Origin of the sequence: Dietzia maris (genome assembly GCF_036287335.1) — a bacterium.
Taxonomy (GTDB): Bacteria; Actinomycetota; Actinomycetes; order Mycobacteriales; family Mycobacteriaceae; genus Dietzia; species Dietzia cinnamea.
The window spans coordinates 3,540,089-3,559,335 of record NZ_CP143053.1 but is presented as its reverse complement, the minus strand read 5'-3'; the positions used below and the strand labels follow the sequence as shown (position 1 = coordinate 3,559,335).

The window sequence follows — 19,247 nt, the reverse complement described above, 5'->3', positions numbered from 1 at the left end:
GCCGTCCCGGCGTCACCTCCGCTCCATGCCGACCTGGCTACGCGATGCAGTAGACAAGCCCTAGGGTTTCACCATTGTCGCTCCCGGATAAGCGGCCGCTAGCATGACCGGTATGTCCAGCGACCGCGATAACAGCACGGCGGCCCCCGACCTCGTCGATGCTGCACGGCTGGGTGCCCAGCCGCAGCCGCAGACGGAGCGTGGCCGGCGCACCCGTGACGCTCTGATCGCGGCCGCGCGCACGGTGTTCGAGCGCGATGGTTACGTTGATTCCCGGCTCGTAGACATTGCCGCCGAGGCCAAATGTTCGATTGGCAGCTTCTACACGTGGTTCGACAGCAAGGACGAGGTTCTTGCTGCTGTCCTGTACCAAGCGCAAAGCGACATGCTCCATCCGGGGACGGGCCGTATCGAGGCGAGCGATGACCCGGTCGCGATCATCGCCGCCAGCAACCGCGCCTACTTCGAAGCCTATCGGCGTAACGCCCAGCTGAACGTGCTCCTGCAGCAGGTGGCGGCGCTCAATCCCCGATTCCGCGAGCTGCGCAACGCCCGCACGATGGCCTTCGTCACGCGTAACGCGCGTGCCATAGCGGATCTGCAGGAACGGGGCCTGGCAGATCGCGGTGTCGACGCCTCGATGGCGGCGATGGCGCTGTCCGGCATGGTGGCCCGATTGGCCTTCGAATCCTTTTCCGGGGGCGCGGTGGTCGAGTCCATCGACGAACTCGTCGAGACAGCGACCCGGTTGTGGACCAATGCCCTGGGCCTGACGACGCCGGAGTTGCGCGCGGACTGAGGCGTCCAGCGCGCAACTCCGCACGGTCAGCGGGCGATGTTGACCCCGCCGTCGACGGCGAGAGTGCTGCCGACGACATAGTCGCCGGCGTCCGAGGCCAGGTAGATCGCCGCGGCCGCCATGTCTTCGGGACGGCCGATACGGCCGGAGGGGATCTCGCCGGCGATCTCCTCGGCGTGGTCGCGGGCCTCCTTGTTCATCGCGGACGCGAATGCGCCAGGGGCGATCGCGCTGACGATGATGCCCTCGGGAGCCAGGCGCACCGCCATGCGCTTGGTCAGGTGGACGATGCCGGCCTTGCTCGCGTGGTAGGAGTACGTCTCCATCGGGTTGAGGGAGAGCCCGTCGATCGAAGCGATGTTGATGACCTTGGCGAGGTGGCCCGTGCTCTCGCGTCCTGCCAGCAGCAGTTGCTTGGCGGCCTGGGTGAGGAAGAAGGGCGCCTTGACGTTGAGGTCCATCACCTTGTCCCAACCGCTTTCGGGGAAGTCGTCGAAGGCCTCTCCCCACGCTGCACCGGCGTTGTTGACGAGGATGTTGAGGTGGTCCTCGTTCTCGCGGAATGTTTCGAGTAGGGCGGCGATGCCAGCGGTCGTGGAGATGTCGTGCGGCAGGGCGACGCACCGCCCTTCGCCGTAGGTCGCGGACAACTCGTCGGCGGTGATCAGGCAGGCCTCTGACTTGCGGGCGGTGATGTAGACGGTCGCGCCCTGGGCGAGCAGGCCTTCGGCGATCATGCGGCCGATGCCGCGGGAGCCGCCGGTGACCAGGGCGACGCGTCCATCGAGAGAGAAGAGGGCAGGGATGTCCATTGTTGTCCTTCATTCCGGGTGCGGTGGGTTGACTCGAGATTTAGTTGAGTCCCGATTCATACTAGTTGAATCAAGATTCAGATTGTGGGAGGGTGGCGAACAAACCCCAATCGAACACAGGAGTCGACCTATGTCCCGGACCTCGCAGGAGATCCGTCTCGCCGCCCGCCCGCAAGGCCGCCCAGACTCCAGTACCTGGGATCTCACCAGTACCGAGGTCCCGGACCCGGGTCCCGGTCAGATCCTCGTACGCGTCGATCTGGTCTCCCTCGACCCGGCGATGCGCGGATGGCTGAACGACGTGCGGTCCTACATTCCCCCGGTCGGGATCGGAGACGTCATGCGGGCACTGGGCGCCGGCGAGGTGATCGCCTCGGAGCACCCGGACTTCGCCGTCGGCGACCGGGTCACCGGCAGTTTCGGCGTGTGCGAGTACGCGCTGTCAGACGGCAAGGGGGTGGACCGTATCGACACCGACATCGCCCCGATGGGCACCTGGCTAGGCGCGCTCGGCATGCCCGGCATGACCGCGTACTTCGGCCTCCACGACGTCGGCCGACTCCGGGCCGGTGACACAGTCCTGGTCTCCGCGGCGGCCGGGGCGGTCGGGAGCACCGTCGCGCAGCTGGCCAAGGCGAAAGGGGCCCGCGTCATCGGCGTCGCCGGTGGTCCGGACAAGGTGTCCTGGCTCCGCGAGCTCGGACTCGACGAGGTCATCGACCGGCGGGAGGGCGACCTCCTGCGCCAGGTCCGCAACGCCGCCCCCGACGGAATCGACATCTACTTCGATAACGTCGGGGGCGAGCTCCTCGACGCGGCACTGGCCAACCTGCGCCGCGGCGCCCGGGTCGTGCTGTGCGGGGCTGTGTCGACGTACAACGACGAGACCCTCGCCGACGGCCCGCGGCGGTACATGTCCCTTCTGGTCTTCCGCGCCACGATGCAGGGGTTCGTCGTGTTCGACTACGCGGACCGCTACGCCGAGGCCGTCGCCGAGATCTCGGAACTCATCGCCGAGGGGCGCCTCGTCGCGACCGAAACGATCCTCGAGGGCGGGGTGCCTGCTTTCCCGGACGCCCTGCTCGGCCTCTTCGACGGGGTCAACACCGGCAAGCTTCTGCTGAGAATCCGAAAGGGCTGACCATGCGCGCCATCCACATCTCCTCTCTCGATGGCCCGGACGCCGTCGAGGTCGTCGAGCTCCCCGACCTCCGCGACAACGAGCTCGTGACCATAGAGGTCAAAGCGGCCGGGGTCGCCTTCCCCGAGTTGCTCCAGACCCGAGGCCTGTACCAGCTCAAGCCCGAGCTCCCCTTCGTCCCGGGGGCGGAGGTCGCCGGTGTCGTCACCGCTGCGCCCGAGGGCAGCGGCCTGGCTGTCGGTGACCGCGTGGCGGCCCTGACGCTGCTCGGTGGCTTCGCGGAGCAGGCCCTGGCGCGCCCCGACCTCACCTTCGCACTGCCGGACGAGGTCGGCTTCGAGGAGGCGGCATCCTTCACCTTCAACTACGCGACGGTCTACTTCGCCCTCGTCGAGCGCGGTCACCTCGCCGAGGGTGAGACCGTCCTCGTCCACGGCGCCGCGGGCGGCATCGGGACCGCGGCCATCCAGATGGCGAAGGCGTTCGGGGCGGGCAAGGTCATCGGAGTGGTCTCCACGCCGGAGAAGGGCGAGATCGCCCGGGCTGCCGGCGCGGACGAGGTGGTCCCGGCCGACGACTTCCTCGAGGCGGTCGGCAAGGCGAGCGTCGACATCATCGTCGATCCCGTCGGTGGTGACCGGTTCACCGACTCGCTGCGCTCCCTGCGGGAGCACGGCCGCCTTCTCGTCATCGGCTTCACCGCAGGATCCATCCCCGAGGTGAAGGTCAACCGGCTCCTGCTGAACAACGTCTCCGTCGTGGGAGTCGGATGGGGTGCCTACGCGTTATCCCGCCCCGGCCATGTCGGCAGGGAGTGGGAGGCGATGCTGCCGCACCTACGAAGCGGGGCTCTGCGGCCCGTCGTCGGCGCCACCCATCCACTCGAGGACGCCTCCGTTGCACTGCGCTCCCTCGAGGGGCGTTCGGTCACCGGCAAGGTCGTGCTGGTGCCGTGAAACAGAACCTGCCCTCCGTGGAGGAGGTCGACCAGATCCCGGCGGCGTGCAGTACGGTCGCCGGAGGCGAGTGGGAGGACGGCAACGGCCACGTCAACGTCGCTCACTTCTACGGCTTCCACATCCGAGGGGCTGAGGAGGAGTTACGTCGAGTGGGAATCGACGAGGCCTACCGTGCCAGCCGGCGGATGGGGGTCTTCAGTATGGAGCAGCACCTCAAGTTCTTCGACGAAGTGCGGATCGGTGAGGAGATCTCGGTCCACGTCCGGTGGCTCGACCGCGGGGACAAGGTGTTTCACGGCATCTCGGTGATCGTCAACCGTACTACCGGGCGGATCGCCAACACGCTCGAGATGATCGAGGGCCACGTCGACCTCACCGCGCGACGGACGGCGCCCTTCCCCGCCGGCGTCGCGCAGCGGATCGATGAGCAGGTAGCCGCCCACCGAGGTCTCGGGTGGCAGCTCCCCCTCTCGGGGGCTATGGCCGTGCGCCACTAGGTCGAATCCGGACCGGGAACCAGAAAGGGACCGCACCTGCACTGCAGATGCGGTCCCTTTTCGCGCGAGTAACGGGTCAGACCGTGAAGCGGCCGATCGACTCGGCGACCAGGATCGGCTTGTCGATGCCGTCGGCCTCGACGGTGAGTGTGGTGACGACTTTCACCGCGCCCGGGGCTGTCTCTTCGACCGAGGTCAGCGTGGCGCGCATCCGGATCCGAGAGTCCACCGGCAGCGGGTGGATGAAGCGGACCTTGTCGTAGCCGTAGTTGAGGCTGTGGGCGAACCCGTCGAAGGCCATCAGCTCTTCGAGAAAGGCGGGTGTGCGCGACAGGCTGTAGAGACCGTGCGCGATGGTCGAGCCGAACGGCGAGTCCGCCGCTCGCGCGGGGTCGACGTGGATCCACTGATGGTCGCCGGTGAGCTCGGCGAATTTGTCGATGCGCGACTGGTCAACGGTGTGCCACTCGGTGGGGCCGAGCTCTCGGCCCGAGAGGTCTTTGAGGTCCTGCACGGAAGTCGGGCGGTGTCGGGCGGTCTGGGTCACGGGGAACTCCTCGGGTCACTGGGCGGTGTGACTGCGATCATAGTTGAACCTGAAACCGCATTCAACTAACGTGTGAGCTAGGTCGCAAACAAGGACACAGGAGAGCTCACATGACCACTGATCAGCAGCGTGTCGCCGTCGTGACCGGCGCAGCGCGAGGCATCGGCGCGGACGTCGCGCGGCGACTGGCCGGCGACGGAATGGCGGTCGCAGTACTGGACCTGGATGAATCCACCTGTGCGGACGTCGTCGAGGACATCGTCGCCAGCGGGGGTCGGGCGCTCGCGGTCGGCGCCGATGTGTCGGATCCCGACCAGGTCGAGGCCGCCGTCGCTCGAATCGCCGACCGACTCGGTGCGCCCACGGTGCTGGTCAACAATGCCGGCATCATCCGGGACAACCTGATCTTCAGGATGTCGGTCGAGGACTGGGACTCCGTCATGGCGGTCCACCTGCGCGGTGCTTTTCTCATGACCAAGGCCTGCCAGGCGTACATGACGCAGGAGCGCTTCGGTCGCATCGTCAACCTCTCCTCGACATCGGCGCAGGGCAACCGGGGCCAGGTCAACTACTCGGCCGCCAAGGCCGGCATGCAGGGTCTCACCAAGACCCTGGCCATCGAGCTCGGCAAGTTCGGCGTCACCGCCAACGCGATCGCCCCCGGCTTCATCGAGACCGAGATGACCGCCGAGACCGCGGCCCGGATCGGCATCGCCTTCGATGATCTGAAGAAGATGGCGAGTGAGCGGGCCGCGGTCGCCCGCACCGGCAAGCCCGAGGACATCGCGCACGCCGTCTCCTTCTTCGCGAGCGAGGGCGCCGGCTTCACCACCGGCCAGGTCCTCTACGTCGCCGGCGGGCCGTGCGACTGATGGGCGCCGCGATGCAGGTGCAGGACAAGGTGGCCGTGGTCACCGGCGCTGCCGGTGGCATCGGTGCCGCCCTCGCGGAAGCGCTCCTCGAGGCCGGCGCGCGGGTGGTCGTCTCCGACCTCGACGAGAACCGGCTGACCGCTACCGCTGAGCGTCTCGGCGCGATCGCGGTCGCGGGGGACGCCTCCCGCGAGGAGACGATCAGCGAGATGATCACCGCAGCGCAGGATCACTACGGTCCGGTCGATCTCTTCTTCGCCAACGCCGGGGTCGGCGACGGCTCCGGCCTGGCTGCCACGGACGAACAATGGCAGCTCGCACTGGACGTCAACCTGCTCGCACACGTGCGTGCCGCGCGACAGCTCGTACCGGGGTGGGTCGAGCGGGGGAGCGGGTACTTCGTCTCTACCGCCTCGGCAGCGGGATTGCTCACACAGGTCGGTTCGGCCACGTATTCCGTGTCCAAGCACGGCGCTGTCGGCCTTGCGGAATGGCTCGCCGTCACCTACGGCGCCGACGGTATCGGCGTCAGTTGTCTGTGCCCGATGGGTGTCGACACCGACATGCTCCGCTCCGGGATGAGTTCGACGGGCAGCGACGGAGGCAAGGTGGCCGCGGCCGCCGTGACCAACGCCGGCGACGTCCTCGCTCCCCGCGATGTCGCCGATCAGGTCCTTGCGGCGATCGCCGAGGGAACCTTTCTCATCACGCCCCACGCGAACGTGCGGGAGTTCCTGAAACGCAAGGTGGACGACCCCGATCGTTGGATTCACGGCATGCAGCGATACCAGCAACAACTTCGAGGAGGGACCCGATGAGCAACGCCGCCGGACTGGTGTGGAAGTGGGCAGACGAGACACCCGACGCCGTGGCGCTGCGAGAAGGGGAGAGGTCCCGGACGTTCTCGCAGCTGCGGTTCGAGATCGGCGGGGCGATGGCGAAGCTCGTCCACCTCGGCGTCGAGCCGGGCGACCGCGTCCTCATCGTACTGCCGACGAGTGAGGAGTTCGTCGTGGCGTATCACGCGGTCCTCGGACTCGGCGCGACCGCCGTGACCGTTAATCCCCTGTGCACGCAGCGTGAGTTGTCCCACTTCGTCGAGGACGCCGGATGTACCACCGTGCTCGGGTGGCACGAGAGTCGCGGGCCAGTGGAGGCAATCGCGGACACGTGCGGCCTCCCACTGTGGCTGCTCGAGCCCGGTTGCGTCACCGCTGCCCGGGAGCGGCCTGCCCTCGCCGACGTCTCGACCGAGGACGCCGCAGTGCTGCTCTACACCTCAGGGACCACCGGTTCGCCCAAGGGCGCTGTCCTGACCCACGGCAACCTGCTCGCCTGTGGCGCCGCCTACGCCGACGCGCTCGAAGTGACGAACGCGGACCGGATGGGCACCGCCCTCCCGCTGTTCCACGTCTTCGGCCAGGCCGCGGTGATGTTCACCGTCTACACGCCCGGCGGCAGTCTGTCGCTGCTGCGGCCGTTCGACGCGGCCTCGCTGCTGCGCATGGCAGCCGACCAGAAGCTCACCGCTCTCGCCGGAGTGCCGACGATGTGGAACGCCATGCTCCACGCCGACACCGACGTCACCGCCGAGGACCTGAGCAACCTGCGGTTGGCCTGCTCCGGCGGCGCCGCTCTGCCTTTCAAGGTCGCCCGGGCCTTCCGCGACCGCTTCGGCGCGATGGTCCTCGACGGCTACGGGTTGAGTGAGACCACCGGGGCGGCGACCTGCAACCGTGCCGTCCATCCCCGCAAGGAGATGAGTGTCGGTCGGGCCCTCGCCGGGTGCCGCCTGTCGATCGTCGACGATGACCGCAACCACCTGCCTCCCGGTGAGGTCGGCGAAGTGGCAATCGCAGGCCCGGTGGTCATGCGCGAGTACTGGGGCAGGCCCGAGGCCACGGCCGCCGTGCGTGACGGCGAGTGGTTCTTCACCGGGGACATCGGTCGGATGGACGAGGACGGTGACCTGTGGATTCTCGACCGGATGAAGGACCTCGTCATCCGTGGTGGCTACAACGTCTATCCCCGCGAAGTCGAGGAGGTCCTCTACAACCACCCCGATGTCCTCGAAGCGGCGGTCATCGGAGTCCCCGACGAGCAACTGGGCGAGGAGATAGCGGCCGTGGTCACCCCGCAGCCCGGCTCGACGATTGTCCCCGCCGACCTGCGTGCGTGGCTCTCCGAGCAGCTCGCCGCCTACAAGGTCCCGCGGATCTACCGGGTAGTCGAAGCTCTCCCCAAGGGGGCGACCGGAAAGATCCTCAAGCGTCAGATCGACCGCGGCGACATCGCGACAACCGGTGAACGGCCCGCCCGGACCGCCACCCCCACCACCTGAACGAAGGGAGCGACCCGTGGATTTCACGACGGACGCCAGGACCGCCGAGCTGCAGGAGCAGCTCAACGCCTTCATGGACGAGCACGTGTACCCGATCGAGGCGACCTACCAGGAGCAGCTCGACGCGGCCCCCGACCGCTGGTCGCCGCCGCCGATCATCGAGCAGGCGAAGGAAGAAGCCCGCCGGCAGGGATTGTGGAACCTCTTCCTTCCGGGGCAGGACGGCGTTGGATTGACCAACCTCCAGTACGCGCCGTTGTGCGAGACGCTCGGGCGCAGCCTGCACATCGCCCCGGTTGCGACCAACTGCGCGGCTCCCGACACCGGGAACATGGAGGTGCTGCACATGTTCGGGACCCCGGAGCAGAAGGAACAGTGGCTACAGCCGCTTCTCGCCGGGGAGATCCGATCGGCCTTCGCCATGACCGAGCCACGCGTGGCCAGTTCCGACGCGACCAACATCGAGAGTTCGATCGTCCGTGACGGCGATGAATACATCATCAACGGTCGAAAGTGGTACATCTCCGGTGCGATGAACCCCGATGCCAAGGTCTTCATCGTCATGGGTAAGACCGATCCCTCGGCCGCACGTAACAAGCAGCAGTCGATGGTCCTCGTTCCACGCGACACCCCGGGGGTCGACGTCCGCCGCGGGATGAAGGTGTTCGGTTATGACGACCGCGACCACGGTGGACATGCGGAGATCGACTTCACCGATGTACGGGTTCCGGTGAGCAACCTCATCGGCGAGGAGGGGGCGGGATTCGCGATAGCCCAGGCCCGGCTCGGGCCCGGCCGCATCCACCACTGCATGCGCCTCATCGGAATCGCCGAGCGCTCGCTCGAGCTCATGGTCGCCCGGGCTGCGAGCCGCGTCAGCTTCGGCAAGCCGTTGTCGGAGCAGGGAGTCGTCCGTGACTGGATCGCGGAGTCACGGGTGCGAATCGAGCAGCTCCGTCTACTCACCCTCAAGACCGCCTGGTTGATGGATACCGTGGGGAACAAGGGGGCTCACACGGAGATCCAGGCGATCAAAATCGCCGCGCCCGCCACGGTCGAATGGATCCTCGACAAGGCGGTTCAAGTGCACGGCGCCGGCGGTCTGAGTCAGGACTTCCCGGTGGCGGAGTGGTATGCCCAGGTCCGCACCCTCCGCTTCGCCGACGGTCCCGACGAGGTGCACAAGAATGCGCTCGCCCGCAACGAGATCCGCAGGATGACGGCCGATGTCTGATCTGCACGAGCGGGTCGAACAACTCCTCGCGAGCTACGACCCCCAGACCACGACGAGTGCAGAGTTCCTCGCCGCACAGTTCGACCAAGGGCTGGCCTGGGTTCACTTCCCCGAGGGGAAGGGCGGGTTGGGCCTGGCCCGGGGACGACAGCTGGAGGTCGACGCACTGCTCGACGCGGCGGGAGCGCCGCGACCGGACCTCGGACGCAACAGCATCGGCCTGGGTATGGCCGCACCGACGATTCTCGCGTTCGGTAGCGAAGAGATGCAGCAGCGCTATTTGCGGCCGTTATTCGCGGGCACCGAAGTCTGGTGTCAGCTGTTCAGCGAGCCCGGCGCCGGATCGGACCTCGCGGCCGTCGCCACCCGCGCGGTCCGCGACGGCGACGACTGGGTCGTGGACGGGCAGAAGGTGTGGACCTCCGGGGCCCATAACGCCGATCTGGCGATCCTCCTCGCCCGCACCGACACCTCCGTTCCCAAGCATGCAGGGATGACCTACTTCATTCTCGACATGACGGAGCCCGGCGTCGACGTACGGCCGCTGCGCCAGATCACCGGCGAGGCCGAGTTCAACGAGGTGTTCCTCTCCGGCGTCCGGGTGCCCGACAGCAACAGGGTCGGCGACGTCGGTCAGGGGTGGGAGGTGGCCACGACGACGCTCAACAACGAGCGTGTCGCCATCGGCGCCGGCAACGTCCGCGAGGCGGGCCAGATCGGTCTCGTGGCCCGGCGCTGGCGCGAGGACGTGTCCGTGCGCACGCCGGGCCACCACGCCGAGCTCATGCAGTGGTGGGTCGACACCGAGGTGACCCGGCTGGCCGGAGAGCGTCTGAGTCAGTCCCTCGAGGCGGGCCAGCCGGGCCCGGAGACCTCCGCGATGAAGCTCGCCTTCGCCCACCAGGCGCAGCAGGTGAGCGGATTCGCTCTCGAGGTAGCGCCAGAGGACGGTCTGACGTACCACGACTGGACGATGGTGCGGCCCGAGGGGGGTTCTTTCCTCGGGCACGGCCCCGGCTACCGGTACCTCCGCGCCAAGGGCAACTCGATAGAGGGAGGCACCAGCGAGATCATGCGCAACGTCATCGCCGAGCGAGTGCTCGGCCTGCCCGCCGACCACCGCCCTGACAAGGGGATCGCCTTCAAGGACGTGCCGCGATGATCGACCTACTTAATTCTGATGTCGAAGAGTCCCTGCGCCTGAGCGTCCGTTCCGCTCTCCGGCGCACTCACGATGACGCGCTTCTCACCCGTCTGGCCGACGAGCCGGATACCGACGTCACCACCATGTGGCGGGTACTCGCCGAGCAGCTCGGCCTCGCCGGCCTGCTCGTTCCCGAGAGCCTCGGGGGGTCTGATGCGAGCGCCCGCGAAGCCGCAGTCGTCTTGGAGGAGCTGGGGGCTTCCGTCGCGCCCGTGCCCTTCCTCACCAGCGCGGTCATCGCCACCACCGCCCTCGTTCACGCTGGCGACGAGGGTCTCCTCCCGGCGCTCGCAGCGGGTGAGCGCACAGCTGCGCTCGTTCTGCCGTGGACCGCCCGGCGGGGGTCGTGGTCGCCGGTAGACCACGACGCTGCTCCGGTCGCCGGGGCGCTCGGGGCCGACCTGTTCCTCGTCCCGGTCCGGGACGCCGAGGGCGGCACCTCCCTACGCGCCTACGACCGGGACGAAGTGGATCTCACGCCGATTGTCTCGCTGGACGTGACCCGGCCGCTGGCCCGGGTCGTCGTTGCGGGCGCCGGCACCGAGGTCGCTTCCGGACGCACGGCCACCGAGTCCGTCGACGCCGCCCTCGCGGCAGGAGCCGCGCTCCTTGCCTCGGAGCAGCTCGGACTGACCCGGTGGAGCCTGGAGGCCACCGTGGACTACACGAAGAACCGTGTGCAGTTCGCCCGGCCGATCGGTTCCTTCCAGGCGATCAAGCACCGGCTGGCCGATCTCTATCTGCTCCTCGTCAACGCCCAGGCGGCCGCCCGATATGCCGCCGCCACGCTCGCCGAAGACGACCCCGACCAGTACGTGGCCCAGGCCCTCGCCCAGTCTTTCTGCTCCGATGCGGCCGTTCGGGCCACGGAGGAGGCCCTGCAACTGCACGGCGGCATCGGCATGACGTGGGAGGCGCCGGTCCACACCAGGCTGAAACGAGCGAAATCTGATCAACTCGCCCTCGGCACGCCGGACCGTCACCGCACCGACCTCGCTGAACTCGTGGATCTCCCAGTGAGCTGACAACCCGTTCCGAGACCACTACACACCACAGAGGACCCACCATGCGTGAAGCAGTCATCGTCTCCACGGCCCGAACCCCGATCGGCCGCGCCTACCGCGGCGCCTTCAACGACACCCAGGCCCAGGAGCTCATCGGCCATGCCGTGCGGCACGCCGTCGACCGCGCCGGCGTCGACGACGCGCGCGTCGAGGACGTCGTGATCGGCGCGGCCCTGCAGCAGGGTTCGACCGCGATGAACATCGGTAGGCAGGCCGCGATGCGTGCCGGGCTGCCGGTATCCGTCGCCGGGATGGCCGTCGACCGGCAGTGCGCCAGCGGCCTCATGGCCATAGCGACCGCGTCGAAGCAGGTAGCCATGGACGGAATGGACATCGTCGTCGGAGGAGGCGTCGACTCGATCTCGCTCGTACAGAACGAACACATCAACGACTACCGCGCGCAGGACCCGTGGCTCGTCGGACATGTGCCCGCGCTGTACATGTCGATGCTCGAAACGGCGGAGGTGGTCGCGCAGCGCTACGGCGTCAGCCGGGAAGCCCAGGACGAGTACGCGCTGCAGTCCCAGCAACGGACCGCATCGGCCCAGGCGGCCGGGGCCTTCGACGACGAGATCGTCCCGCTGCCGTCGACGATGCTCACGAAGGACCGCACGACGGGTGAGGTCGGGTCGCGGAAGGTGACACTCGCCAAGGACGAGGGTAACCGCCCGGGAACAGCCATCGAGGACCTGCGCAAGCTCGATCCGGTCCTCGCCGGGGCAGGCTCGGAGGGAATGTCGATCACCGCGGGTAACGCATCGCAGCTCTCCGACGGAGCCTCCGCCGCGGTCGTCATGGAAGCCGCGGAGGCCTCACGTCTGGGACTGAGCCCGCTCGGTGCCCTGCGCGGGATCGCCGTCGCCGGATGCGAGCCCGACGAGATGGGCATCGGTCCGGTCTATGCGGTGCCGAAGCTGCTCAAGCAACACGGCTTGACCGTCGACGACATTGACCTCTGGGAGCTGAACGAAGCCTTCGCCGTACAGGCCCTCTACTGCCGCGACATCCTCGGCATCGACCCGGAGAAATACAACGTCAACGGCGGAGCCATCTCCATCGGCCACCCCTACGGCATGAGCGGTGCCCGTATGGCCGGGCACATCCTGATCGAGGGCCGTCGCCGTGGCGCCAAGTACGGCATTGTGACGATGTGTGTCGGAGGCGGCATGGGTGCAGCCGGCTTGTTCGAGATCTTCTGAGACGTCCAACCCTACTGAGGAGCCCGAGTGCCCGAGTCCGTCTTCGTTGCCAACCGTGGAGAAGTGGCCCTGCGCATCGTGCGGGCCGCCCGTGAGCTCGGTCTCGACGTCGTCGTCGCCGTCACCCGCGCCGAGGTCGACTCCCTCGCCGCTCGGCTCGCCACGGCGGTCCACGTCCTCCCGGGTGAGGGCGCGGCGGCCTACCTCGACGCCGACGCCCTCGTCGCCGGGGCGACGGAACACGGGTGCACCCTGCTGCACCCCGGCTACGGCTTCCTCAGCGAGAGTCCTGCACTCGCCCGGGCGTGTGCTGACGCGGGCGTCACCTTCGTCGGTCCGGATGCGTCGCTCCTCGAACTGTTCGGCGACAAGGGCAGCGCCCGGTCGGCGGCTCAGGAGGCCGGGGTGCCGGTTCTGCCCGCCACCGATGTCGGTGTCACACGCGAGCAGGCGGAGGCCTTCGCCCGCGAGCAGGAGCCCGCCGGCGTCATGATCAAGGCGGCGGCCGGAGGGGGCGGTCGTGGCATGCGCGCAGTCCCCTCCGGGGAGCAACTGGGTGAGGCATGGGAGCGGGCCCGGTCGGAAGCCGAGCGTGGTTTCGGCTCCGGGGCCCTCTTCGCCGAGCTCTACGTCGAGAGGGCGCGCCATATCGAAGTGCAGGTCATCGGGGACGGCGACAAGATCACCCATCTCGGCGAGCGGGACTGCACCGTGCAGAGACGTTTCCAGAAGATTGTGGAGGTCGCGCCCGCCCCCGGCCTGCCCGACGCGGTACGGGCCGATCTCCACGCGGCGGCCCGCCGGCTCCTGTCCGGCCGTGGCTACCGCGGTCTCGCGACGGTCGAGTTCCTCGTCGACGCCGACGATCCGACCCGTTGGTGGTTCATCGAGGTCAACCCGCGACTGCAGGTCGAGCACCCGGTGACCGAGTTCGTCACCGGTGTCGACCTCGTTCTCACCCAACTGCGTCTCGCGTTGGGCGGGACCCTGACCGATCTCGGTCTGGCATCGCCTCCCCGCGTCGTCGGTGCGGCTGTGGAACTGCGGGTGGCGGCCGAGCGCACGGGCAGCAACGGCGAGGTCCTCCCGGCGAGCGGCGTCGTCTCCGCCCTCGCCCTGCCGGCCGGGCCGGGGGTGCGCGTCGACACTCACCTCGTAGAGGGCACGCGCGTGGACGGCTCCTTCGATTCCCTCGTCGCGAAGGTCATCACCCACAGCCAGGAAGGGCAGGCCGGGGCGCTTTCCAAGGCGCGCTGGGCTCTCGATGAGTGCACGGTCGGGGGCCTGGACACCAACTTGGCCACGTTGCGCGAACTGCTCGCGCATGCCGACCTGCCCACGTGGTCGGTTACGACGACGTGGTTCGACTCCGCCGGCCTGACGCGGGCAGCGGGGCCGTCGGACCTGACGGACGGAGAGATTCTCGCCGAGATGAGCGGGACAGTCATCGCTGTGCTCGTCGAGGAGGGACAAGACGTCGCCGCAGGCACACCGCTCGTGATCATCGAAGCGATGAAGATGGAGCACCTCGTACCGGCGCCGGCTTCCGGGGAGGTGACGGCGGTCCAGGCCTCCGCAGGCGCGAGCGTAACCGCCGGCGACCTGATCGCGAGGCTCAGGCCGTCGGCGGACCAGTCCGCGGCCGGTGTCGCCGAGGACGGCCCCGACCTCGACTCGGAGCGGCCCGACCTCACGCGGCTGCTCGAGCGACGCGCCCGGCTCATGGACGAGGCCCGGACCGGGGCGGTCGCCAAGCGCCACGCCCGCGGCCAGCGGACCGCTCGGGAGAACATCGCCGACCTCGTCGACGAGGGCAGTTTCGTCGAGTACGGCGGATTCGCCGTGGCGGCCCAACGCGCCCGCCGAACCGAGGAAGACCTCATCGCGAACACACCGGCCGACGGCATCATCACCGGGATCGGCCGGGTCACGGCGGCCCCGGCGGAGGACACCCGCTGCGCCGTCCTCGCCTACGACTACACCGTCCTCGCCGGTACCCAGGGATACCTCAACCACAAGAAAACAGACCGCATGCTCGAGCTGGCAGAGCAGCAGCGGCTGCCCGTGGTCCTCTTCGCCGAAGGTGGCGGTGGTCGTCCCGGCGATACCGACACGACCGTGGTCAGTGGCCTCGACGTGCCGACCTTCGCGACGATGGGGCGCCTCAGCGGGCAGGTGCCCACGATCGGCATCGCCGCCGGCCGCTGCTTCGCGGGCAACGCCGCCCTCCTCGGGTGTTGCGATGTCGTCATCGCCACCCGCGACTCGACCATCGGGATGGGCGGCCCGGCGATGATCGAAGGCGGTGGCCTCGGGCTCTACTCTCCGGACGAGGTCGGCCCCATCGACGTCCAGAGCGGCAACGGCGTCGTCGACGTCGTCGTGGCCGACGAGGCGGAGGCGGTCGCGGTGGCCCGGCGCTACCTCGGCTACTTCCAGGGTGTGCAGCCGGAGTGGGCCGCAGTCGATCAGCGTGCACTGCGCCACGTCGTCCCTGAGAACCGGGTCCGGGCCTACGACATCCACGCCGCGATAGAGGCGCTGTCCGACGAGGGCTCGGTGCTGGAGCTGCGAGCAGGCTTCGCGCGTGGGGTGGTCACCTGCCTGGTGCGCATCGAGGGACGCCCGATGGGTCTTGTCGCCAACAACCCGCGCCACCTCGGTGGGGCGATCGACGCACCGGCCGCCGACAAGCTCGCTCGCTTTCTGCAACTCTGTGACGCCCACGGGCTACCCGTCGTCTCGCTGTGCGACACCCCGGGATTCATGGTGGGGCCCGATCACGAGCGCACCGCCACCGTGCGGCACTTCGCCCGTCTCTTCGTCATCGGGGCCCACCTGCGGGTCCCGATCGTCACCGTCGTCCTGCGCAAGGCCTACGGGCTGGGGGCGCAGGCGATGGCTGCCGGCGGATTCCACCGACCGGCCGCGACGCTCGCCTGGCCCACCGGCGAGGTCGGAGGGATGGGGCTCGAGGGGGCCGTGCGGCTCGGTTTCCGCCGCGAACTCGAGGCTATCGCCGATCCGGTCGAACGACGCGAGCTCGAAGAGAAATTGTTGGCCGACATGTACGAGCGCGGGCGGGCCGTCAACGCCGCTGCCGCTGTCGAACTCGATGACGTCATCGACCCGGCCGACACCCGCCGGTGGATTCTCACGGCGGCAGCGGCGACCCCGGCCGCGGTCGACACGTCTACCCGCTACATCGACACCTGGTGAACCGGAGGAGCGCAGGAGTGAACCACACCCGACACGTAGAGGACGTCCGACGGCGCCAGGAGAGAGTGCGTCCCGCGGACACACCGCGCGATGTCGTCCACCCCCTGGGCGATCTCACCGTGCCCGAGTATGTCGACGCGTGGGCCCGGGAGCGCCCCGATCGGCCAGCCGTCATTCACGGTGATGTCAGGATCGACTACCGTTCTCTCGCCGACCGTCATGCCCGGTGGGCCGGTTGGCTGCGGGCGCACGGGGTGCTACCCGGGGAGCGCGTGGGCGTTCACCTCGGTAACGTGCCCGAGTTCATCGTGGCTTTCCTCGGGACCCTGCGGGCGGGATGCGTGCACGTCCCTGTCAATCCGATGTTCCAACACGCCGAGCTCCGCCATGAGCTCGGTGATTCCGGTGCCCAGGTGGTCGTGACCAGCGCCGCCCTGGCGGACAGACTCTGCAGCATCGCCGCCGAGACCGAGGTGCGCACTGTGGTGGTTCTCGGGGGAGAGGGGGACCCACTGCCCTCCGTCGACGGGGTCGAGGTGGTCCGTTGGTCCGAGACGGTCGACGCGGAGCCGTTGTCCGAGCCCGCACGAGACCTCGACGCTCTCGCCGCGCTCAACTACACCGGCGGCACGACCGGGCTGCCCAAGGGATGCGAGCACACCCAACGGCACATGGTCTACACCGCGGTCAGCGGGGCGGGGGCCAACGGTCTCGTCGACGACGACATCGTGTCACTGTGTTTCATCCCGGTCTTTTGGATCGCGGGGGAGGATCTGGGCATCCTCATCCCGCTCGTGCTGGGGGGCACGACGGTCCTGCTCGAACGGTGGGACGCGGCCGCGGTCGTCGACCTCGTCGAACGGCACCGGGTGACCATGACGGCGGCGACCGTCGAGAACTTCCTCGACATCCTGCGCGTGCCCGGAGTTGAGGAACGTGACCTGACCTCTTTCGTCGCGCCCATGGCGATGTCCTTCATCCAAAAACTGACTCCCGAGATCCGTAGGCGATGGTCTGATGTCATCGGTGAAGGGTCGGTCTTGCGGGAGGGGTCCTACGGCATGACAGAGAGCCACACAGTCGACGTCGTGCCCTACGGCTTCCATCTGAACGACCACGACTTGCTGACAGAACCCGTCTTCTGCGGGTTGCCGGTTCCGGGGACCGATGTGATCGTCGTGGACCCGGTGACCGCCGACCCGATGCCCTTCGGTGAGGCGGGGGAGATCCTCCTCCGGAGCCCTTCGATCATGAACGGCTACTGGCGTAATCCGGAAGCCAGCGCCGCGCAGCTGCGCGATGGCTGGCTTCACACAGGTGACACCGGTTATCTCGACGACGACGGTTGCCTGCATTACCTGGCGCGAAGCAAGGACCTGATCAAGGTCAGGGGCATGAGCGTATTCCCCGCCGAGGTGGAGATGATTCTCGCTGACCATCCCGACATCGGCTCGGTGGCGGTCGTCCCGGCCGAGGACTCGGTGACGGGACAGCGGCCGGTCGCCTTCGTCAGTGCCCGAGCCGGCGGATCACTGTCCGCGGAAGCGGTGGAGGAGTGGGCTCGCAGCCGGATGGCGAGTTACAAGGTGCCGCTCGTCGAAGTGGTCGAGTCCTTTCCGCTCACCGATACGGGCAAAATCCGCAAACTCACGCTGCTGACCCGTGCGCAGGAGCTCGCCGACACTCTGGACTGAGGGTTTCCTGTCGCGAATTCTCATGCCCATCCGAGGGCGAGACCCCACGCATGCCCTGGGAGTACGAGGGCAGACAGTCCTTCCCCATCCTCATCAGAACTGGTCAGGATGGTTCCGCCGTGTCCCCGGCACGTCCCGGGCAGCCGTGTGGGGGAGCTGGTCCGGGCGCCGGGCGAAGTCGACTGATGTGACCCTTGACACAAACTGAATCTGAGTTCAATATTGGGACTTGAATCAGAGTTCGAGTACAGGAGTCCAGATGACAGCACCAACAGCGGCGTCAGACATTGTGCACGCGAGGGCGACCAGGAAAGTTTTCCTGCGACTGGTGCCCCTGCTCATGGCGGCCTACTTCATGGCCTTCGTCGACCGGACCAACGTCGGTCTCGCCAAGAACGCGCTGGAAATCGACGCAGGGATCAACGCAGCGGCCTACGGTCTCGGAGCGGGCCTGTTCTTCATCACGTACGCGTTCCTCGAGGTGCCGAGCAACCTGATCCTGCACAGGATCGGGGCCAAGGTGTGGATCAGCCGCATCGCTCTCACCTGGGGCCTCATCACCATCGCGATGATGTTCATTTCGAGCCCCATGACCTTCTACATCCTGCGTCTACTGTTGGGCGCGGCCGAGGCTGGTCTCTACCCCGGAATCATGTACCTCATCACCACCTGGTTCGCGCAGAAGGATCGCGCCACGGCTGTAGGCCTCATTCTCACGGCCTCATCCGTCGCCTTCATCGTCGCCAACCCCATCGGCGGTGCACTCATGAAGTTGGACGGCATCGCGGGTCTGCACGGCTGGCAGTGGCTCTTCATACTCGAGGGCATCCCGACTGTGATCCTCGGCGTCATCCTGTACATCACGCTGCCCAATTCGCCGGAGAAGGCACCATGGCTCGAACCGGAGGAGGCGCGCGAACTGACTCGCCGCGCCGTCGGGAACGAGGTCGAGGAGTCGAACCCGGGCGCAATCGTCCGTACTGCGATGTCCAAGCCTTTTCTGCTGGCCATCGCGGGCATCTACTTCATCAACCAGATTGCGACCTACGGCGTCATTTTCTTCGTCCCCTCGATCGTCGAGGCGATGAATGTGACCGACAGCTTCATGATCGGACTCATCTCGGGCGTCGTCGGCATCGGTGCCGTCATCGGCGTGGTGTTCATCCCCCGTGTACTCAAGCGCAATCCCGGCACGGAGGTGCGGCTCATCGGCATCACGACCGCGGCCGTGATCGTCCTGGCGTTGCTGTTCATCTTGGTCGGGAATCCGGTGACCAAGATGCTCATCCTCAGCGCGGCCATGCTCTTCATCGTGGGGGTTCAGCCTCTCTACTGGTCCGTCCTCATGGCTCGCCTGGGGGGAGTCGCCGCAGCTGCCGGCCTGGCTTTCGTCAACACCATCGGACTCACCGGTGCCTTCGTGGGGCCGTACGCCTTCGGTCTTGCGGAGACGGCAACCGGCTCACCGTCCTCCGGACTGTGGGTAGTCGTGGGCACGACCTTCATCGGACTGTTGCTTGTCCCCCTGCTGAGGAAGCTGCTCGAGCGCCACGACAGTGAGAACCCGACGCAGGAGCTGGTCGAGCACAAGACCGAAAAGCCCGTGGTCATCCCCGGACACGCGCTCTGACCCGGCGGTTCGTCCACGATCTCGTACGGCGAATT

The 19,247-nt window shown here is 67.7% G+C and carries 16 protein-coding genes; 14 read left to right on the top strand and 2 right to left on the bottom strand.

Going from position 1 to position 19,247, the window contains the following annotated elements; genetic code table 11:
• Nucleotides 1–112 precede the first annotated feature (112 nt).
• Nucleotides 113–799, top strand: a complete 687-nt coding sequence (locus VYL96_RS16535; RefSeq protein ID WP_207913559.1) for a TetR/AcrR family transcriptional regulator — start codon at nucleotides 113–115, stop codon at nucleotides 797–799.
• Between the two features lie 26 nt (nucleotides 800–825).
• Here the strand turns inward: VYL96_RS16535 and VYL96_RS16530 are convergent, their stop codons facing one another.
• The gene (locus VYL96_RS16530; RefSeq protein WP_131885655.1) at nucleotides 826–1,611 is read right to left on the bottom strand and encodes an SDR family oxidoreductase; all 786 of its coding nucleotides are present in this window, start codon (nucleotides 1,609–1,611) and stop codon (nucleotides 826–828) included.
• A 130-nt stretch (nucleotides 1,612–1,741) separates the two neighbouring features.
• Between VYL96_RS16530 and VYL96_RS16525 the strand changes: the two genes are divergently transcribed.
• The 3 genes from VYL96_RS16525 to VYL96_RS16515 are packed head-to-tail and all read left to right on the top strand — an operon-like array spanning nucleotide 1,742 to nucleotide 4,208.
• A complete protein-coding gene (locus tag VYL96_RS16525) occupies nucleotides 1,742–2,752 on the top strand; it encodes an NADP-dependent oxidoreductase (RefSeq protein WP_131885656.1) in 1,011 nt (336 codons plus the stop codon).
• Between the two features lie 2 nt (nucleotides 2,753–2,754).
• The gene (locus VYL96_RS16520) at nucleotides 2,755–3,708 is read left to right on the top strand and encodes an NADPH:quinone oxidoreductase family protein (RefSeq protein WP_131885657.1); all 954 of its coding nucleotides are present in this window, start codon (nucleotides 2,755–2,757) and stop codon (nucleotides 3,706–3,708) included.
• Nucleotides 3,705–4,208 carry a thioesterase family protein gene (locus VYL96_RS16515; RefSeq protein ID WP_061228363.1) on the top strand — a complete coding sequence of 168 codons (504 nt, stop codon included), beginning with the start codon at nucleotides 3,705–3,707 and terminating at the stop codon, nucleotides 4,206–4,208. The genes VYL96_RS16520 and VYL96_RS16515 overlap by 4 nt, the downstream gene beginning before the upstream one ends.
• Nucleotides 4,209–4,284: 76 nt before the next feature.
• Here VYL96_RS16515 and VYL96_RS16510 read toward each other — a convergent pair whose 3' ends face one another.
• Nucleotides 4,285–4,755, bottom strand: coding sequence for a MaoC family dehydratase (locus tag VYL96_RS16510; RefSeq protein WP_131885658.1), 471 nt, complete (start codon nucleotides 4,753–4,755; stop codon nucleotides 4,285–4,287).
• A 110-nt stretch (nucleotides 4,756–4,865) separates the two neighbouring features.
• Between VYL96_RS16510 and VYL96_RS16505 the strand changes: the two genes are divergently transcribed.
• The 10 genes from VYL96_RS16505 (at nucleotide 4,866) to VYL96_RS16460 (ending at nucleotide 19,212) form a co-directional block, all read left to right on the top strand.
• Entirely contained in the window at nucleotides 4,866–5,627 is a 762-nt protein-coding gene (locus VYL96_RS16505) for an SDR family oxidoreductase (protein WP_131885659.1), read from the top strand.
• Between the two features lie 11 nt (nucleotides 5,628–5,638).
• The gene (locus VYL96_RS16500) at nucleotides 5,639–6,445 is read left to right on the top strand and encodes an SDR family oxidoreductase (protein WP_131885684.1); all 807 of its coding nucleotides are present in this window, start codon (nucleotides 5,639–5,641) and stop codon (nucleotides 6,443–6,445) included.
• On the top strand, nucleotides 6,442–7,968 hold the full coding sequence (locus tag VYL96_RS16495; RefSeq protein WP_131885660.1) for a class I adenylate-forming enzyme family protein: 1,527 nt from the start codon (nucleotides 6,442–6,444) through the stop codon (nucleotides 7,966–7,968). Before VYL96_RS16500 ends, VYL96_RS16495 begins: the two co-directional genes overlap by 4 nt.
• Before the next feature lie 16 nt (nucleotides 7,969–7,984).
• Entirely contained in the window at nucleotides 7,985–9,202 is a 1,218-nt protein-coding gene (locus tag VYL96_RS16490; protein ID WP_131885661.1) for an acyl-CoA dehydrogenase family protein, read from the top strand.
• Nucleotides 9,195–10,364 (top strand): acyl-CoA dehydrogenase family protein, encoded by a 1,170-nt coding sequence (locus VYL96_RS16485; protein WP_131885662.1) that lies wholly within the window; start codon nucleotides 9,195–9,197, stop codon nucleotides 10,362–10,364. The genes VYL96_RS16490 and VYL96_RS16485 overlap by 8 nt, the downstream gene beginning before the upstream one ends.
• Nucleotides 10,361–11,431 carry an acyl-CoA dehydrogenase family protein gene (locus VYL96_RS16480; protein ID WP_131885663.1) on the top strand — a complete coding sequence of 357 codons (1,071 nt, stop codon included), beginning with the start codon at nucleotides 10,361–10,363 and terminating at the stop codon, nucleotides 11,429–11,431. Before VYL96_RS16485 ends, VYL96_RS16480 begins: the two co-directional genes overlap by 4 nt.
• A 41-nt stretch (nucleotides 11,432–11,472) precedes the next feature.
• Nucleotides 11,473–12,669, top strand: coding sequence for an acetyl-CoA C-acyltransferase (locus VYL96_RS16475; RefSeq protein WP_131885664.1), 1,197 nt, complete (start codon nucleotides 11,473–11,475; stop codon nucleotides 12,667–12,669).
• Nucleotides 12,670–12,696: 27 nt separating this feature from the next.
• Nucleotides 12,697–15,888: a carboxyl transferase domain-containing protein gene (locus VYL96_RS16470; protein ID WP_131885665.1), complete on the top strand. Its 3,192-nt coding sequence runs from the start codon at nucleotides 12,697–12,699 to the stop codon at nucleotides 15,886–15,888.
• 65 nt (nucleotides 15,889–15,953) lie between these two features.
• Entirely contained in the window at nucleotides 15,954–17,582 is a 1,629-nt protein-coding gene (locus VYL96_RS16465; RefSeq protein WP_329438317.1) for an AMP-binding protein, read from the top strand.
• 259 nt (nucleotides 17,583–17,841) lie between these two features.
• Entirely contained in the window at nucleotides 17,842–19,212 is a 1,371-nt protein-coding gene (locus tag VYL96_RS16460) for an MFS transporter (protein ID WP_165928468.1), read from the top strand.
• Nucleotides 19,213–19,247 lie beyond the last annotated feature (35 nt).

Bases quoted from the DNA above. Each gene is read 5' to 3' on its own strand.
- VYL96_RS16535 (WP_207913559.1), top strand. From the start codon at position 113: ATGTCCAGCGACCGCGATAACAGCACGGCGGCCCCCGACCTCGTCGAT.
- VYL96_RS16530 (WP_131885655.1), bottom strand. From the start codon at position 1,611: ATGGACATCCCTGCCCTCTTCTCTCTCGATGGACGCGTCGCCCTGGTC.
- VYL96_RS16525 (WP_131885656.1), top strand. From the start codon at position 1,742: ATGTCCCGGACCTCGCAGGAGATCCGTCTCGCCGCCCGCCCGCAAGGC.
- VYL96_RS16520 (WP_131885657.1), top strand. From the start codon at position 2,755: ATGCGCGCCATCCACATCTCCTCTCTCGATGGCCCGGACGCCGTCGAG.
- VYL96_RS16505 (WP_131885659.1), top strand. From the start codon at position 4,866: ATGACCACTGATCAGCAGCGTGTCGCCGTCGTGACCGGCGCAGCGCGA.
- VYL96_RS16500 (WP_131885684.1), top strand. From the start codon at position 5,639: ATGCAGGTGCAGGACAAGGTGGCCGTGGTCACCGGCGCTGCCGGTGGC.
- VYL96_RS16495 (WP_131885660.1), top strand. From the start codon at position 6,442: ATGAGCAACGCCGCCGGACTGGTGTGGAAGTGGGCAGACGAGACACCC.
- VYL96_RS16485 (WP_131885662.1), top strand. From the start codon at position 9,195: ATGTCTGATCTGCACGAGCGGGTCGAACAACTCCTCGCGAGCTACGAC.
- VYL96_RS16480 (WP_131885663.1), top strand. From the start codon at position 10,361: ATGATCGACCTACTTAATTCTGATGTCGAAGAGTCCCTGCGCCTGAGC.
- VYL96_RS16475 (WP_131885664.1), top strand. From the start codon at position 11,473: ATGCGTGAAGCAGTCATCGTCTCCACGGCCCGAACCCCGATCGGCCGC.
- VYL96_RS16460 (WP_165928468.1), top strand. From the start codon at position 17,842: ATGACAGCACCAACAGCGGCGTCAGACATTGTGCACGCGAGGGCGACC.